This window comes from Celeribacter sp. HF31 (genome assembly GCF_011806455.1).
Taxonomy (GTDB): domain Bacteria; phylum Pseudomonadota; class Alphaproteobacteria; order Rhodobacterales; family Rhodobacteraceae; genus Celeribacter.
In genome coordinates this window covers 472,742-488,474 of the sequence record NZ_JAATOT010000003.1, presented here as the reverse complement: position 1 = coordinate 488,474, position 15,733 = coordinate 472,742, and the positions used below count along the sequence as shown (strand labels likewise).

Annotated in this window: 16 protein-coding genes; 9 read left to right on the top strand and 7 right to left on the bottom strand. The window is 59.9% G+C overall.

The window, feature by feature from the left end:
• Positions 1–17 precede the first annotated feature (17 nt).
• From HCZ23_RS08655 to HCZ23_RS08645, 3 genes are all read right to left on the bottom strand, one after another.
• Complete coding sequence (locus HCZ23_RS08655; RefSeq protein WP_167601320.1) at positions 18–920, bottom strand: co-chaperone YbbN; 903 nt, start codon at positions 918–920, stop codon at positions 18–20.
• Positions 921–976: 56 nt separating this feature from the next.
• The gene (locus HCZ23_RS08650) at positions 977–1,765 is read right to left on the bottom strand and encodes an exodeoxyribonuclease III (RefSeq protein WP_167601319.1); all 789 of its coding nucleotides are present in this window, start codon (positions 1,763–1,765) and stop codon (positions 977–979) included.
• Positions 1,766–2,015: 250 nt separating this feature from the next.
• Positions 2,016–2,702 carry a response regulator transcription factor gene (locus HCZ23_RS08645; RefSeq protein ID WP_167601318.1) on the bottom strand — a complete coding sequence of 229 codons (687 nt, stop codon included), beginning with the start codon at positions 2,700–2,702 and terminating at the stop codon, positions 2,016–2,018.
• A 168-nt stretch (positions 2,703–2,870) separates the two neighbouring features.
• On the opposite strand from HCZ23_RS08645, the gene ribA reads away from it, so the two are divergent.
• The 3 genes from ribA to HCZ23_RS08630 are packed head-to-tail and all read left to right on the top strand — an operon-like array spanning position 2,871 to position 4,928.
• Positions 2,871–3,959, top strand: coding sequence for a GTP cyclohydrolase II (gene ribA, locus HCZ23_RS08640; protein ID WP_167601317.1), 1,089 nt, complete (start codon positions 2,871–2,873; stop codon positions 3,957–3,959).
• Between the two features lie 8 nt (positions 3,960–3,967).
• Positions 3,968–4,459, top strand: a complete 492-nt coding sequence (locus tag HCZ23_RS08635) for a L,D-transpeptidase (RefSeq protein WP_167601316.1) — start codon at positions 3,968–3,970, stop codon at positions 4,457–4,459.
• 4 nt (positions 4,460–4,463) lie between these two features.
• A complete protein-coding gene (locus HCZ23_RS08630) occupies positions 4,464–4,928 on the top strand; it encodes a GNAT family N-acetyltransferase (protein WP_167601315.1) in 465 nt (154 codons plus the stop codon).
• 21 nt (positions 4,929–4,949) lie between these two features.
• Here HCZ23_RS08630 and HCZ23_RS08625 read toward each other — a convergent pair whose 3' ends face one another.
• Positions 4,950–5,603 carry a YggS family pyridoxal phosphate-dependent enzyme gene (locus HCZ23_RS08625; RefSeq protein ID WP_167601314.1) on the bottom strand — a complete coding sequence of 218 codons (654 nt, stop codon included), beginning with the start codon at positions 5,601–5,603 and terminating at the stop codon, positions 4,950–4,952.
• Between the two features lie 184 nt (positions 5,604–5,787).
• Here HCZ23_RS08625 and HCZ23_RS08620 point away from each other — a divergent pair, with 184 nt between their 5' ends.
• From HCZ23_RS08620 to HCZ23_RS08595, 6 genes are all read left to right on the top strand, one after another.
• Positions 5,788–7,068, top strand: a complete 1,281-nt coding sequence (locus tag HCZ23_RS08620) for a porin (protein WP_167601313.1) — start codon at positions 5,788–5,790, stop codon at positions 7,066–7,068.
• 148 nt (positions 7,069–7,216) lie between these two features.
• A complete protein-coding gene (locus HCZ23_RS08615) occupies positions 7,217–7,780 on the top strand; it encodes a DUF3576 domain-containing protein (RefSeq protein WP_254870013.1) in 564 nt (187 codons plus the stop codon).
• A gap of 44 nt (positions 7,781–7,824) precedes the next feature.
• Positions 7,825–10,557 (top strand): leucine--tRNA ligase, encoded by a 2,733-nt coding sequence (gene leuS, locus HCZ23_RS08610; RefSeq protein ID WP_368487318.1) that lies wholly within the window; start codon positions 7,825–7,827, stop codon positions 10,555–10,557.
• On the top strand, positions 10,544–11,041 hold the full coding sequence (gene lptE, locus HCZ23_RS08605) for an LPS assembly lipoprotein LptE (RefSeq protein ID WP_167601311.1): 498 nt from the start codon (positions 10,544–10,546) through the stop codon (positions 11,039–11,041). The genes leuS and lptE overlap by 14 nt, the downstream gene beginning before the upstream one ends.
• Positions 11,038–12,063 carry a DNA polymerase III subunit delta gene (gene holA / locus HCZ23_RS08600; RefSeq protein ID WP_167601310.1) on the top strand — a complete coding sequence of 342 codons (1,026 nt, stop codon included), beginning with the start codon at positions 11,038–11,040 and terminating at the stop codon, positions 12,061–12,063. Before lptE ends, holA begins: the two co-directional genes overlap by 4 nt.
• A gap of 60 nt (positions 12,064–12,123) precedes the next feature.
• Complete coding sequence (locus HCZ23_RS08595) at positions 12,124–13,122, top strand: LLM class flavin-dependent oxidoreductase (RefSeq protein WP_167601309.1); 999 nt, start codon at positions 12,124–12,126, stop codon at positions 13,120–13,122.
• Here HCZ23_RS08595 and HCZ23_RS08590 read toward each other — a convergent pair.
• From HCZ23_RS08590 to HCZ23_RS08580, 3 genes are read right to left on the bottom strand one after another with little or no spacing between them, the layout of a single operon-like run.
• Entirely contained in the window at positions 13,106–14,284 is a 1,179-nt protein-coding gene (locus HCZ23_RS08590; RefSeq protein WP_167601308.1) for a TIGR03862 family flavoprotein, read from the bottom strand. The genes HCZ23_RS08595 and HCZ23_RS08590 overlap by 17 nt on opposite strands.
• Complete coding sequence (locus HCZ23_RS08585; RefSeq protein WP_167601307.1) at positions 14,281–14,895, bottom strand: enoyl-CoA hydratase/isomerase family protein; 615 nt, start codon at positions 14,893–14,895, stop codon at positions 14,281–14,283. The genes HCZ23_RS08590 and HCZ23_RS08585 overlap by 4 nt, the downstream gene beginning before the upstream one ends.
• Complete coding sequence (locus HCZ23_RS08580; protein ID WP_167601306.1) at positions 14,892–15,647, bottom strand: SDR family oxidoreductase; 756 nt, start codon at positions 15,645–15,647, stop codon at positions 14,892–14,894. The genes HCZ23_RS08585 and HCZ23_RS08580 overlap by 4 nt, the downstream gene beginning before the upstream one ends.
• Between the last annotated feature and the right edge of the window lie 86 nt (positions 15,648–15,733).

Below are 15,733 nucleotides of genomic sequence, written 5' to 3'. Positions count from 1 at the left end.
CTAGATCGCGCGGGCGATCAGGCAAATAGCATAGATGACAATTTGCGCCGTCCCGTGAGGACGATCGGATCGTTGGGTTTGAGGCTGTCGAAGATTTTGAACAACTGCTCTTTGATGGCGCCATCGTTCCACTCGCGGTCCTGTTTGAAGGCGGCCAGAAGGGTCTCGACGGCCTCCTCGATTTGACCGGCGGCGTGTTGCGCCACGGCGAGATCAAGACGGGCCTGCATATCGGTCGGGTCGGCTTCGGCCTTGGCGGCGAGTTCTGCGACGGGGCCTGCGTTTTCCGCTTCGCGCGCAAGTGCGATCTGGGCGTGAACGCCTTCGATGGCCGCGTCCGTTGCAATCTCGGCAGGGGCGCCGTTGATCACGGCTTCGGCCTGATCGACATCGCCTTTGGCAAGATGACATTTGGCGAGACCGGCGTAGGCGCTGGCGAGTTTGTCGTCCTCTTCGAGGATCGCCGCATAGGTCTGGGCCGCGTCGTCGATCTCACCGGCTTCGAACATCTCATCGGCGGCTTCGACAGCGTCATTCAGGCTCTCGTCCACATTGAGCGCCGCGACCTTGGTCACGAATTCCTTGATCTGCGAGGGTGGCAGAGCACCTTGGAAGCCATCGACAGGCTGACCTTTGAAAAAGGCATAGACGGTCGGGATCGACTGCACGCGAAGCTGACCGGCGATGCCTTGGTTTTCGTCGACATTGACCTTCGCCATTTTGACGGCGCCACCGGCGGCCTCGACCTCGGCCTCAAGAGCCGGTCCAAGCTGGCGACAGGGGCCACACCAAGGCGCCCAGAAATCGACAATCACCGGGGTTTCCTGCGAGGCTTCGATCACCTCCGCCATGAAATCGGCCTCTGAAACGTCTTTCACATATGCGCCATGAGCGGCGGCGCTGGCTTGTCCGAGATCCATATCGGTTCTCCTTTAACTGGTTGCTTGGCGCTTATATGCGCTTTTCGGCATGGATTTTAAAGATCGAAGGTCGCAAAGACCGGCGCGTGATCCGACGGTTTGTCCCAGCCCCGCGCAGCCCGCAGCACGCGCGATCCATGGCCCGCATTGGAAATATCCGGCGTGGCCCAAATGTGATCGAGACGACGCCCCTTGTCAGCGGCATCCCAATCCTTGGCGCGGTAGGACCACCAGCTATAAAGCAGGCCCTCGGGGATATCCTGACGGGTGATGTCGACCCACTTCCCGGCGTCTTGGGTCTGGGCGAGGTGTTCGACCTCAATGGGGGTGTGCGACACGATCTTCAGGAGTTTCTTGTGATCCCAGACATCGTCCTCGCGCGGCGCGATGTTCAGGTCGCCGACGAGAATGGCTTTCTCAGGCGCATCGGCGTGAAAGGCATCGCGCATCTCGGTCAGGTAATCGAGTTTCTGGCCGAATTTCTCGTTCACCTCGCGATCCGGCACATCGCCGCCCGCAGGAACGTAGAAATTATGGATCGTCACGCCGTTTTCCAGCTTGCCCGCAATGTGGCGCGCGTGACCGAGGGAGGCGTAATCTGCGGCCCCGGCTTCGACCATCGGGATCTTGGACAGGATCGCGACGCCGTTGTAGCCCTTTTGCCCGCGCGCCACCATGTGGGTGTAGCCCAGCGCCCGAACCCCCTCCATCGGGATTTTGTCGACCGGCGATTTGCACTCCTGAAGGCACAACACATCGGGCGCTTCCTCTTCCAGCAGTTTGAGCACGATCGGCTCGCGCAGGCGCACGGAGTTGATGTTCCAGGTGGCAAGGGTAAAGGGCATGGTCGGTCCTCGGATCAGATTTGCCCCGAACCCTACCCGCCTGCCGCCTATGACGCCACCCGAAAGCCGCGCATAGCGCTCCCGACAAAACCGCAAAAATGCCCGGCAAAAAAAAATGCCCGGCACTGAGGCCGGGCGTAAGTCGAGGGACGAGGGACTGCACATCCTTGACCCGATGTGCGAGGGCTCTTCCTGTATCGAACTCGCTCTGGCGCCAAAAGGTTCCTGCGCAAGTTCAGGTTTTTTCGGATCAGGAGGCGAGGCGATAGCCACCCGCCTCGGTCACCAAAAGGCGCGCGTTCGAGGGATCGGGTTCGATCTTTTGACGCAGGCGATAGATGTGGGTCTCAAGCGTGTGGGTCGTCACACCGGCGTTGTAGCCCCAGACCTCATGCAGCAAGACATCGCGCGGCACGACGCCTTCGGTGGCGCGGTAGAGGAATTTGAGAATGTTGGTCTCTTTTTCCGTGAGGCGGATTTTCTTGTCGTCTTCGGTGACAAGCATCTTCTGCGCTGGCTGGAAGGTGTACGGCCCAAGCTGGAAGACAGCGGCCTCGGATTGTTCGTGGGTGCGAAGCTGCGCACGGATGCGGGCCAAGAGCACCGGGAATTTGAACGGTTTGGTCACGTAATCATTGGCGCCGCTGTCGAGGCCAAGGATCGTATCGGCATCGGTGTCATGGCCGGTGAGCATCAGGATCGGCGCCTTCACCCCGGATTTGCGCATCCGCTTGCAAAGCTCGCGCCCATCCGTGTCCGGCAGGCCCACGTCGAGCATGATCAGGTCGTAATGACCCTCTTTGGTCTTCTCCATGCCGGTGGCGCCGCTGTCGGCTTCGAAGACATCGAAATCTTCGGTCATCACCAGTTGCTCGCTCAGCGCCTCGCGCAGATCGTCATCGTCATCCACGAGGAGAATTTTTTTGAGAGTGGCCATCACAGAGACCTCCTTTAACTTTGCTTTGATTGTGATCTGCGGTGAGCGGCGCCCCAAAACAAGATTTGCAACAAAGCCCTCACGCAAGCGTGTCAAATCGCGCGGAAATGTTTCACTTTATGTCAAAAATCGCTACAGGAGAGGCCTGATCACAGGACGGATATCGCCATGAGCCTTGCACCCAGCCTTTCAGAACTCATCGCTCGCGCCCGCGCTGACATGCGTATGGGCGTGCCGGTTGTGCTGCGCTCCGAGGCGGGGGCCGCACTTGCGATTGCGGCCGAGGACTTGTCTTCCGCGCGCCTGAATGACCTGCGCAAACTGGGTCAAGCCTATCTGGCGATCACCGCACGCCGGGCCGAGACGCTGTCGGCGCGCGCCTATGACAGCGATCTGGCCCGGCTGATCCTGCCGAAAGATGTCGATGTCACCTGGATCGAAGCCGTCGCAAACCCGGCGGACGATCTGACCCATCCGATGAAAGGCCCGTTCCAATCCCTGCGCGGTGGCAATGCGCTTTGCGCCAAGGCGGCGATTGCTCTGGCGAAATCCGCGCGTCTTTTGCCCGCCGCCGTGATGGTGGATTTGGACAACGCCTATGAGATCGCGGCCACTCATGGCCTGACTGTTCTGCCGGTCGAGACCGCCCTGCCGCTGATGGCAGATCTCGCGCCGCTGCACGACATGGTCCACGCCCGCGTGCCCTTGCTGGCCGCCGAGACATCCCGCGTGCATGTGTTTCGCCCCGAAGATGGCGGCGAAGAGCATTATGTCGTCGAAGTCGGTCGCCCGGATCGCGCAAAACCCGTGCTGGCCCGCCTGCATTCTGCCTGTTTCACCGGCGATATTTTCGGCTCGATGAAATGCGATTGCGGGCCGCAATTGAATGCCGCTTTGACGCAGATGGGCGAAGAAGGCGAAGGCATTCTGTTGTATCTCAACCAAGAGGGCCGCGGCATCGGCCACGCCAACAAGATGCGCGCCTACTCTTTGCAGGATCAGGGGTTTGATACGGTGGAGGCCAATCATCGCCTGGGCTTTGAGGATGACGAACGCGATTTCCGCATTGGCGCCGCGATCCTCAAAGAGATGGGATTTGGCGCGGTCCGGCTTTTGACCAACAATCCGAATAAGATCGCGCGCATGAAGGACCAAGGCATCGAGGTCACCGAACGCGTGCCGCTCAAGGTGGGCGAGAATCGCTACAACGAGGCCTACCTCGCCACCAAAGCGCGCAAATCCGGTCATCTTCTATGAGCGCCCCAATGTTCAAAGCCACCGACATCGTTGTGACCCGCTGGGGGGCGCGTTTTTTGGGGCGGCGGTTTCCCTGTTCCATCGGCAAGGGCGGCATCACTGACGACAAACGCGAAGGCGACGGGGCCAGCCCGCGTGGCGCACATCACATGCCCGCGCTCTATTACAGGGCGGATCGCATTCCGGCGATGACAGGCGAGAAAATCCGTGTGGGCGACCTCTGGTGCGACGCGGGCGATCATCCCGCCTACAACCACCTCGTGCGCGCGCCCTTCAAAGCCAGCCATGAAAACATGCGCCGCGCAGACCGGCTATACGATCTGGTGATTATCACCGATTGGAACTGGCCGGAGGCCACACCCGGCAAGGGCTCGGCCATTTTCGTGCATCGTTGGCGCAAGCCGCGACATCCGACCGAAGGCTGTGTGGCCTTTCGTGCCGATCATCTGCGCTGGATCGCGGAACGCATCACGCCGACGACGCGGTTGGTTGTTCGGTGACACCATGACACTCATTCGGCCCGCAAACCCAAACGACCCGGAAGTCCGTCGGATCATTGTCGCGCATGTCGCTTATGGCGACGCCCATTATCCTGTGGAGAGCAATCATCACATCCACCTGCAAGACTACGCCGACAGCGGCGTTCTACTTTTCGGCGCTTGGCATGAGGGTTCATGCGTCGGGATTGCAGGCCTCAAACCTCTCACAGAGCGCCATGGCGAACTCAAATCCATGCATGTGATCGAAAGCGCACGCGGGCTTGGCGCTGCAACACATCTTATAGAATCCGTCATCCGGGAAGCACAAAAACGCGGCCTGGAGCGCTTATCCTTGGAAACCGGAAGCCGTGACGCCTCCGCTGCCGCCCGCACCCTCTATGAAAAATTCGATTTCGACTATTGCGCCCCCTTCTCGGACTATCGCGAAGATCCCGAGAGCGTCTTCATGACCAAACGCATCGCACCCTAGTCTCAGCCCCAACACTGATCGTCAGGAATAATCCCGCTCGCCAAAGATCGCGGAGCCGACCCGGACATGGGTCGCACCCTGCGCAATCGCGGTTTCGAAATCGCCGGACATCCCCATCGACAGGCCCTCAAGCCCGTTGCGATGCGCGATCTTTTTCAACAGCGCGAAGTGCAAGGACGGCTCTTCCTCGGCGGGCGGAATGCACATTAAGCCCTCGATCACGAGGCCCCAATCGCGACACTCCTTGATAAAGGCATCCGCATCGGCGGGCAGAACCCCCGCCTTTTGCGGCTCCTCGCCGGTGTTCACCTGAATGAAAAGACGCGGGCACTGCCCCAGCTCTTCGGCCAGCCGCGCGATGGTTTTGGCAAGCTTCGGACGGTCCACGGTGTGAATCACATCGAACAATTCCATCGCCTGACGCGCCTTGTTGGTCTGAAGCGGCCCAATGAGATGCAGCTCTACGCCTTCGTACTGTTCTTTGAACGCAGGCCACTTCCCGGCGGCCTCCTGAACCTTGTTTTCGCCGAACACCCGGTGGCCTTCTTCAAGCACGGATGCGACTCGTTCATTGGGCTGAACCTTGGAGACAGCAATCAAAGTGACGCTCTCCGGCGCTCGCCCGACACGCTCCGCCTCGCTTACAACCCGCGCTTTGATCTCCGCCAACCCCATATCTGCCTCCTATGCCCTATCGGCCTACATTCCTTGGGTTTCTTAAAATGTTGTCGCGCCGCGCTGCAACAGGTGTGTGACCAAGTTGCATCATTTTTCAGAGAGCTTTGTTCAGAAAAGCGCCTTTGCTTGACCCAAAGCCCACTTAAGCGCATTTCTCTCGCCATGTGTCGGGTTAGCCGGCATGCCTGATATTCATAAAATTCCACGAGGGAAAAAAATGAAAAACATCCTTCTTTCTTCCGCAGCGATCGCCCTGCTTGCTGGCGCCGCTTCCGCTGAAGTGACCTGGTCCGGTGACGCAGAAATCGGCTACAACGACGACTACGAAGACGGCTTCTACTGGGATGCCGGCCTCTACGTGAACATGTCCCAAGAGCTGAACAACGGCTGGACCGCGTCCGCTCAACTCGACATCGACCTCGAAGACAGCTCGCAAGGCTCCACCTTCTCGCTCGGCGACGTGAACTCTTCCGACTGGGTTGTGTCCATCTCCAACGACATGTTCGGCCTGTCCTTCGGTGACGTTGACACCGCATACGCCTCCTTCAACGGCGTGTCCGCCCTCTACGACAACGACTTCTTCGCCCCCATGGACGAAGCTGACGACTGGAATGACGTTGCAATCGACTTCATCCCGGGTGACGGCGACTCCACCACCGCTGGCGACGACACTTTCGTCTACCCGTCTGTTGATGGCGGCATCTTGGTGACCGCGAACTACGGCATGTTCTCTGGCGCCGTGTCCTTCGTCTCTATCGACGGCGAAGTTGACGAGACCGGTCAAGTCGCTTTGGCTGCTGATTTCGGCAACTTCACCGCTGGCTTGTTCTACGCGGAAAACGTCGGCGTTGATGGCAACCCGTACAGCTTTGAGCTCTCCAACGCTGGTGAGCAAAACGGCGGCACTCCGGACGAGTTCGAAGATGCCATTTTCTACGATGACATGACCGTTCTGACCCTCGGCACCACCTTCGGCGGCGCTGACTTCACCGCCTCCGTGATGGATTACCTCGATGAAACCGGCTACGGTCTCGAAGTCTCCTACCCGGTTGGTCCGGTGACCCTCGGCGCTTACTACGTGTCCTATGACTCCGAAGAAGGCTACGGCATCTCCGCTGACTACTCCGATGGCCCGATCACCGTTGCTGCTTACTTCCAAGAAGACTTCTTCGGCGCACAAGAGTACGCTGTTGAAGGCGCATACGACTTCGGCATGGGTCTGGTTGTGACCGCAGGTTACATCGACGGCGACGACGATGGTACCCTCGGCGACAAAGACGGCGACGACGACTTCGCAGCTTACATCGTTGCTGAATACGACCTCGGCGGCGGCGCAACCTTCCTCGCTTCCTATGCTGATGCGAACTCGGTTGCTGCTGAATCCACCGACGACATCGACACCGGTGTTGGTGGCTACGAGCTGTACTCCGGTGCAACTCTGTCCCTGTCCTTCGAATTCTAATTCCTGACGGAATTGAAATTCTTGAGGGCCGCTCATCACGAGCGGCCCTTTCCTTTTGTCTTGTCTCTTTATCTTAAGCGTTTTGGGGCCTTGTCCCTTTTGCGGCTGGGCGATACGGTTGCCGCGATATCTTGTAAGGGAGCCGTAGATGTTTCGCCCATCCTTTCTGACCACCGCCCTGATCGCGACCCTTTCGCTTGCGGGCTGTGGCGCGTTTGACAGTGTCGGTTCTCTCGGAGATAGCATGGGCTCCCTGCCGTTCTCCGGCGGCAAGAAAGAGACCGTTGTGACGACCGAAGGCACCACAACAGTGGACACGCGTTCGACCGGTCAGGTGGTCGAAATCCCGAATGGCGAGACCATTGTGATCGAACAGCCGAAACGCCGGACCATTTTCGGTGGCGGTCGCGGCTCTGTCTCCGACTCTGTGCAAGTCAACAAATACATCTGGAACGCTGCACTTGACGTGCTGTCCTTCCTGCCCGTGCAAGAGGCCGACCCCTTCACCGGCGTGATCCTCACCGGCTACGGCACCCCGCCTGGCGGCGGCCGTGCCTATCGGGCTGTGATCAACGTGACCGATCCGGCGCTGGATGCGCGCACGTTGAACGTCTCGCTCTACACCCGAGGCGGTGCGGTGAGCCAGGAGACGGTACAAGCCGTCGAAGATGCGATTTTGACCCGCGCTCGCCAGCTCCGCACAGGAAACTGAGGCGAGCGACACAAGGCCTCTGGACCCCGGAGAGCCAAGGATTTATGACCACGCCGGGCCCACTTGCCCGGCGTTTGTCTGAGATTGAGGATGTGAACATGAGCCGCTACGCGCCCAGCGAGATCGAACCGAAATGGCAGTCTGCCTGGAATGAGGCGGATGTGTTCCTCGCCAAGCGTGACGAGAGCAAGCCGAAGTATTACGTGCTTGAGATGTTCCCCTATCCGTCGGGCCGCATCCACATCGGTCACGTGCGCAACTACACCATGGGCGATGTGGTGGCGCGCTACAAATCCTCGACCGGGTTCAACGTGTTGCACCCGATGGGCTTTGACGCCTTTGGTATGCCGGCGGAGAACGCAGCGATGGCCTCTGGCGGGCATCCTAAGACCTGGACCTATAACAACATCGACACGATGGTCGACCAGATGAAGCCGCTGGGGCTTTCGATTGACTGGACCCGCATGTTCGCGACCTGCGACACGGAGTATTACGGCCAGCAACAGGCGATGTTCCTCGACATGCTGGAAAAGGGTCTGGTCTACCGCAAGAACGCCACCGTGAACTGGGACCCGGTCGATATGACGGTTTTGGCCAACGAACAGGTGATCGACGGCTGCGGCTGGCGCTCCGGCGCACCGGTGGAGCGCAAGGAACTGACGCAATGGTTCTTTAAGATTTCCGACTATTCCGAAGACCTGCTGGAAGCCATCGACCATCTCGACAATTGGCCGGACAAGGTCAAAACGATGCAAAAGAACTGGATCGGCAAATCGCGCGGTCTTCAGTTTGCTTTCTCGCTTGTCGATGCACCCGCGCATCACGACCGGATCGAGGTCTACACCACCCGTCCCGACACGCTGATGGGGGCGTCCTTTGTGGGCATCTCCGCGGATCATCCGCTGGCCAAAGAACTGGCCGCCGAGAACCCGGAGATCGCAGCTTTCTGTGAGGACTGCCGCAAGGGCGGCACCACGGAAGAGGCGATTGAGAAGGCCGAAAAACTGGGCCTCAACACCGGCCTGACCGTGCGCCACCCCTTCGACACGTCGTGGGAACTGCCGGTCTATATCGCCAACTTCATCCTGATGGATTACGGCACCGGCGCGATTTTCGGCTGCCCCGCGCATGACCAGCGCGACTTTGATTTCGCGACCAAATACGGCCTGCCGATCAACTACGTCTTTGCCCCGGTCGAGGGCGATCTGAACGAGACCGAGGCCTTTGTTCCGACGAAATCCGAAACCGTCAAATACATCCGCGGCTTTGCGGGTGAAGAGGTTCAGACCGGCGACGAGGGTGTGAACTCCGCCGTCGATTTCTGCGAAGCGAACGGTGTCGGTCATGGCGTGACCAAATTCCGCCTGCGCGATTGGGGGCTGTCGCGTCAGCGCTATTGGGGCTGTCCGATCCCAGTGGTGCATTGCGAGGCTTGCGGCGTGGTTCCGGAGAAGAAAGAGAACCTGCCGATCGAGCTGCCCTTTGACGAGGACGGCAAGGCGATTGATTTCTCCATCCCCGGCAACCCGCTCGACCGTCACCCGTCCTGGCGCAACACGACCTGTCCGAACTGCGGCGGCGCGGCCCTGCGCGAGACTGACACGATGGACACTTTTGTCGACAGCTCCTGGTATTACGCCCGTTTCACCGCGCCGCATGCCACGACGCCGACCGTCGCCGAGGACGCCGAGTATTGGATGAACGTCGATCAATATATCGGCGGCATCGAGCATGCGATTCTGCACCTTCTCTATTCCCGCTTCTTCGCGCGCGCGATGAACGAGACCGGCCACCTGCCCGCCAGCGCGCGTGAACCGTTCGATGCGCTGTTCACGCAGGGCATGGTGACCCATGAGATTTATCAACAAGCATACACTGACAATGAAGGTAGACTGCGTGCTCGCTTCTTCTATCCCGACCAAGTCGTCATTTACACTTTGGAAAGCGAAAGGTTTGCATTGTCGAAAGCAGACATCGCAGCAAAGAAACGCTGTAGCCCGCTATTTGATGAAAGCGATCCCAAAAGCGCCTATTTGCTTCATAAGGAGCTCGATGCGGCTAATAGTCAGATAGATATTATTGCCTCCGCCAAGATGTCCAAGTCCAAAAACAATGTGGTGGACCCGGTCGAGATCATCAAACAATTCGGCGCAGACACCGCGCGCTGGTTCGTGCTCTCCGATAGTCCGCCGGAGCGTGACGTGGAATGGACCGCCTCGGGTGCCGAAGCCTCGCACAAGCACCTCGGCCGTGTCTGGCGTCTGGCCGCTGAGCTCGATGCCGCGCCGGAACAGGGCCAAGGCGACGAAGAGCTGATGCGCGCCGCACATAAGGCGATGTTCGAGGTTACGCAGGGCATCGAGAGCTTTGGCTTCAACGCCTCGATTGCGAAACTCTACGGCTTCACCAACACCATCGCGAAATCCAAAGCGGGGCGCGAGGCGAAACGCTTTGCCCTCAAAACCCTCGCGCAGCTGATGTCCCCCATGACCCCGCACCTCGCGGAAGACATGTGGTCCATGCTGGGCGGCGAAGGCCTGATCGCAAAAGCCGCCTGGCCCACGCCGGATGAAGCGATGCTGGTCGAGGACACGGTGACGCTTCCGATCCAGATCAACGGCAAACGCCGCGACGAAATCTCTGTTCCGAAAGATATGCCGAAGGAAGAGGTTGAAAAGCTGGTGCTGGAAAACGATGCTGTGAAAAAGGCGCTCGATGGCGGGTCGCCGAAGAAACTCATCGTTGTCCCGGGCCGCATCGTCAATGTCGTCGTTTGATCGCAGAACTCTCCTGATTTCACTCGCAGCCCTCGCGGGCTGCGGGTTCACCCCCGCCTACGGGCCGGGAAGCAGTGGCGCGGCCCTGCGCGGCAAGGTCGACATTCTGGCACCCGATGATCGCAAGAGCTACACTCTGGTCAATCGCCTGACCGAGCAATTCGGCCCGACGCAAACGCCACTCTATCGGCTCGCCTATACGATCTCGACCGATGAAAATCAGATCGGCGTCACCCGTGATCAGGAAATCCTGCGCTACCATGTGGCAGGTGAGGTCAGTTACACCCTGACCGACATCACGACCGGGCGTCTGTTGGCGAAACGCAAGGCCTCGAGCTTTACCGCCTATTCCGCCACCGGATCCTCGGTCGACACGCTGACCGCCTCACGAGATGCCTACGAGCGCCTTATGGTGATCCTCGCCGATCAGATGGTGAGCCAGATCATCGCCACGGTTGAGCTACCTGCCGAGCTGCCGACATGAAACTGTCCGCCCGGGATGCGATCTCCTACTTCGCCAAACCCGATCCCGGGAAGGCGGGCGTGCTGCTCTATGGCCCCGACGCCATGCGGATCGCGCTGCGTCGCCAAGAGGTCATCGAGGGTCTGATCGGCAAACAGGGCGAAGAGGAAATGCGCCTCACCCGCATGTCGGGCGCGGAACTGCGCAAGGATAAAACGCTCCTGATGGACGCGCTCAAATCCCAGGGCTTTTTCCCCGGTCCCCGTGTCGCCTTTGTCGAGGATGCCACCGACCAGATCGCCGATCTCGCCAAGGACGCGCTGTTCGACTGGCGCGACGGGGATGCGCAGATCGTTGTCACCGCAGGCCAACTCAAAGCCACCTCGAAACTGCGCAAGCTCTTCGAAGGTCACCCCAGCGCCTATGCCATCGCGATCTACGCCGATCCGCCGTCGCGCGCGGAGATTGAGGCCACTTTGTCGAAAGCTGGAATCACGGACATCTCCCGCGAGGCGATGACCGACATCGAGGCGCTGGCCCGCACCATCGACCCCGGCGATTTTCGCCAGACGTTGGAAAAGCTTGCGCTCTACAAACTGGGCGACACCACGCCCGTGTCGAGCGAAGATGTCCAAAACTGTGCCCCCGCCACCACGGAGGCCGAGGTAGACGATGTCTTGAACGCCGTGGCCGAAGGGCGTGCCAACGAGCTTGGTCCCTTGATGATCAAACTCGCAGGCCAAGGCAGCGATCCCGTCGCGCTTTCGATCTTTGCCATGCGGCATTTCCGAAGCCTCCATGCCGCCGCCTCACATCCGAATGGCGCGGGCGCTGGCATTGCCGCCGCCCGTCCGCCGATCTTTGGCCCGCGCCGGGACCGGATGACGAAACAGGCCTCCGGCTGGGGCATGTATAAACTGGAAACCGCGCTCTCCATTCTGACCGACACTGACCTGACGCTGCGCTCCTCGTCCAAGGCGCCGACCATGGCCGTCATGGAACGCGCGCTCATCCGCCTTGCCATGCTCGCGCAACGCCGCTGAGCGGAAAACATCATTGCGCGCACTCCGAAACGCCCCAGATGTAGGGGAAAGGAGCCGCACATGACCCCCTATTCCCTTCTCGATCTTTCTCCCGTGCCCGAGGGCACCTCCATCGCCGATGCGTTGAAAAACTCCGTCGATCTGGCCCAACATGCCGAGGGCTGGGGTTACAATCGCTTCTGGATGGCTGAGCACCACAATATGCCGGGGATTGCCTCTGCCGCGACCGCCGTGGTGATCGGACATATCGGGGCGAAGACCTCGACGATCCGCATCGGCGCAGGCGGGATCATGTTGCCGAACCACGCGCCTTTGCAGGTGGCCGAAGCCTTTGGCACATTGCGTGAGTTGTATGGCGACCGTATCGATCTTGGCCTTGGCCGTGCGCCGGGCACCGACATGTCAACGGCGCGGGCGCTCAGGCGCAATCTGACGCCGGGCCACGCCAATGGCGAAACCTTTCCGCAAGATGTGCAGGAGGTCATGGCCTATCTCGGTGACATGCCCGAGGATGCCGCCGTGCGCGCCTTTCCCGGCACGGGCACCCATGTGCCGGTGTGGATGCTGGGCTCTTCGACCTATGGTGCGGAACTGGCGGCTGTGCTGGGTCTGCCCTACGCCTTTGCCTCACATTTCGCGCCCGCCGCGTTGGATCAGGCGGTGAAGATTTACCGCGATCTGTTTCAGCCGTCCGAGTATCTCGAAAAGCCCTATTTCATGCTGGCCACCAATGTCTTTGCCGCCGAGAGCGCTGAAGAAGCCGTCTATCTGCGCTCGTCGATGATGCAGACTTTCGCCAATCTGCGCATGGGTCGCCCCGGCAAATTGCCCTATCCTGTCGAGGATATTTCCACGGTCGTGCCGCGCCAGTTCATCCCCTCGCTCGATGCGATTTTCGCGGTCTCAGCGACCGGGACGAAACCGATGGTGAAGGACAAAATCACGGCGCTGATCGACCGTTATAAGCCGGATGAAATCCTCTTTGCGGCGAATATCCATGATCATCAAAAACGGCTGCGCTCCTTTGAAATTGCTGCCGAGGTTATGAAAGAGATTTGAGCGCACCAAGCCCAGCCAGACGCCCGATGGCGAGACAGGCGGTCAAAAGATAGCCGCCTGTCGGTGCATCCCAATCAAGCATCTCTCCGGCAAAGAACAGACCGGGTTTCGCGATGGCTTCCAAATGATCCGTGAGGCTCTCGAAGGTCACACCGCCTGCGGTGGAAATCGCCTCATCCATCGGACGAAATGTGATGTCCTTGATCTCAAGCGCCTTGAGCGCGGTGAGCAAATCATCCGGTTTTGGTCCAGAAAATTCCATGACCAGAGCGATCTTTTCCGGCGTGAGGCGCAAAGCGCGTTTGAGGAATTTCGTCAGCGTTTCTTTCGATTTCCGCTGGATTAGGGTCTGTTTGAGCTTGTCCTCCGTCCAGTCCGGCAGGAGATCGAGCATCAGAGGCGCACCCGTACGCAGCCCACGCGTCACGCTATAAATCCCGCCGCCTTCGAGGCCGGTTTCTGAGATGACAAATTCGCCGCGGCTCTCATACGCCCCCGCGCGCAGGTTCACACCTTTGACGGGATGCCCGAAATGGCGGGTCATGTGAGAGCTCCAGTCGACCAGAATGCCGACATTCGACGGGGCAAACGGGGCCAGATCGACATAGGGCGAAACGGTCTCGACCCACGCACCATTCGACCCTAATCTGGCCCAACTCGCCCCACCCAGCGCCAGGATCACACGTTTGGCCTCAACCTCGCGCGGCCCTTCCAGCGTGTCAAAGCGAACCGTGTTGCCAAGCGCATCCATCCGCCAATTTCGACGCAGCTCGGCCCCCTGTGCCTCCAGCCGCGCAAGCCAAGCTCGCAGCAAAGGCGAGGCTTTCATCACCTTGGGAAACACCCGGCCAGTCGAGCCGGTAAACATCTCCTGCCCCAAGGTTTCCGCCCAGGCGATGGCCTCTTGTGGACCGAAACTCTCCAAAGCCGTGCGAAGGGTTGGATGCAACGGGGCATAGGCACGAAGAAACGCATCCAGAGGTTCGTTTTTCGTCAGGTTTAGACCCGATTTTCCGGCCATGAGGAATTTGCGCGCGGGCGAAGGTTTCGCCTCGGTGATCAGCACGCTTTGTCCCGCTTTAGACACCACATCCGCCGCCATGAGGCCGGCGGGACCCGCGCCCACGACCAGCACATCGACCTGAAGAGGCGCCTCACTCACGGCTGGATCAGGGCCTTGATCCCGGCGATGTGTTCTGGCGCGGCCTCAAGCGCGGCCTGAGACAGCTCCGCGACGGCCTCTTTCTGATCCGCCGCCGGAACCAATCGGTCCACTAGCCCCCAAGACAGTGCCTCCTCAGCGGTGATTTTCTGCCCGGCCATGAGGATCATTTTCGCCCTCGCAGGCCCGATTAGGGTCGAAAGTCGCGCAGGATCGGAGGGTTGTGGCAGGAAGCCCAATTTCATCACCGGGTAAAAGAATTTCGCCGAAGGGTCGGACAGGCGGATGTCGCAGGCCAGAGCCATGCCAAAAGCACCGCCCGCCAAAGTGCCGTTCAACGCCGCAACGGTCAGGCAAGGCAAGGCCGCGATCTTTCCCGACAGCTCCTCCCACAAAGGCGAGGTCGCAAGCCCCGCACGCGCTTCATCGAGATCAGCGCCTGCGGAGAAAACCTTGCCCGCGCCCGTCAGGACGAAAACCTTGGCAGTCCCTGACGCGTCATCCACGATGTCGATGAGCCGAGACAGCATCTCGGAGGTCAGGGAATTGGCCTTTTCAGGCCGGTTTAGGGTCACACCCCAGAGATCGCCATCCCGCTCCAGTTCGATCATGAAATCACCCCGATCTTGCGCCGCAGTCCTTCGTCCCGCAGAGACAGTTCTTCGCCCAGATGCGCGTCCGCCTCGGCCCCGCACATCCAGAGCAAGGCCTGCGCGGGCCATTCGGGCGGGATATGATCCGACCAGTCGAGCTGGCTCACCGCATTGATGCCGGAGGCTTTGATGTCACGCTGCATTTGGGTCGCAACCGTGCCCGGCGACAGGCCCATGGCGCGGATGCCATTGGCGCGCTCTTCGAGATCGAGCATGGAGGTCAGCATCGCCGCACCAGCTTTAGAGCTGCAATAGGCGCTCCACCCCTCTACAGGGTTGTGCGCGGCACCTGAGGAAATGGTCAAAACCGTGCCAGACCCACGGGCAACCATCTCCGGCACGACACGGCGCATGGCGTAGAAGACGCCTTTGACGTTGATGTCGATCAGACGGCCCCAAGCCTCTGGATCACAGGCTTTGAGATCGCCAATCGGGTCGATCACACCGGCGTTGTTGATCAGGATGTCGATGGGGCCAAGCTGGCTCTCGACCGCACTCATCGCGGCATCAATCGCCGTATAGCTTGAGATGTCGCAGGGCACAGCCACGGCGTTTGGTCCGATCTCCTCGGCGATCTTGGTAATCGCATCCTTGCTCCGCGCCAAAAGCGCAACTTTTGCGCCGGATGCGGCGAAAAGACGGGCCGCAGCCTCACCAATGCCACGGCTTGCGCCGGTGATGACAACGGTCTTTCCAGCAACTTCTGACATCGTTTGGCCTCCCTCATAATTCTTCCGCGACCATAAGGTCTGCCCGCCCAAGGTTCCAGTCTTGACCCTCCGCGCAAAGCACGAAA

What these genes read in the sequence shown, in the direction of transcription:
- HCZ23_RS08625 (WP_167601314.1), bottom strand. Translation starts at nt 5,603, where the DNA reads ATGGGGTTGGCGGAGATCAAAGCGCGGGTTGTAAGCGAGGCGGAGCGT.
- HCZ23_RS08650 (WP_167601319.1), bottom strand. Translation starts at nt 1,765, where the DNA reads ATGCCCTTTACCCTTGCCACCTGGAACATCAACTCCGTGCGCCTGCGC.
- HCZ23_RS08615 (WP_254870013.1), top strand. Translation starts at nt 7,217, where the DNA reads ATGTTTCGCCCATCCTTTCTGACCACCGCCCTGATCGCGACCCTTTCG.
- holA (WP_167601310.1), top strand. Translation starts at nt 11,038, where the DNA reads ATGAAACTGTCCGCCCGGGATGCGATCTCCTACTTCGCCAAACCCGAT.
- HCZ23_RS08635 (WP_167601316.1), top strand. Translation starts at nt 3,968, where the DNA reads ATGTTCAAAGCCACCGACATCGTTGTGACCCGCTGGGGGGCGCGTTTT.
- HCZ23_RS08620 (WP_167601313.1), top strand. Translation starts at nt 5,788, where the DNA reads ATGCCTGATATTCATAAAATTCCACGAGGGAAAAAAATGAAAAACATC.
- leuS (WP_368487318.1), top strand. Translation starts at nt 7,825, where the DNA reads ATGACCACGCCGGGCCCACTTGCCCGGCGTTTGTCTGAGATTGAGGAT.
- HCZ23_RS08655 (WP_167601320.1), bottom strand. Translation starts at nt 920, where the DNA reads ATGGATCTCGGACAAGCCAGCGCCGCCGCTCATGGCGCATATGTGAAA.
- HCZ23_RS08645 (WP_167601318.1), bottom strand. Translation starts at nt 2,702, where the DNA reads ATGGCCACTCTCAAAAAAATTCTCCTCGTGGATGACGATGACGATCTG.
- lptE (WP_167601311.1), top strand. Translation starts at nt 10,544, where the DNA reads ATGTCGTCGTTTGATCGCAGAACTCTCCTGATTTCACTCGCAGCCCTC.
- HCZ23_RS08595 (WP_167601309.1), top strand. Translation starts at nt 12,124, where the DNA reads ATGACCCCCTATTCCCTTCTCGATCTTTCTCCCGTGCCCGAGGGCACC.
- HCZ23_RS08630 (WP_167601315.1), top strand. Translation starts at nt 4,464, where the DNA reads ATGACACTCATTCGGCCCGCAAACCCAAACGACCCGGAAGTCCGTCGG.
- HCZ23_RS08580 (WP_167601306.1), bottom strand. Translation starts at nt 15,647, where the DNA reads ATGTCAGAAGTTGCTGGAAAGACCGTTGTCATCACCGGCGCAAGCCGT.
- ribA (WP_167601317.1), top strand. Translation starts at nt 2,871, where the DNA reads ATGAGCCTTGCACCCAGCCTTTCAGAACTCATCGCTCGCGCCCGCGCT.
- HCZ23_RS08585 (WP_167601307.1), bottom strand. Translation starts at nt 14,895, where the DNA reads ATGATCGAACTGGAGCGGGATGGCGATCTCTGGGGTGTGACCCTAAAC.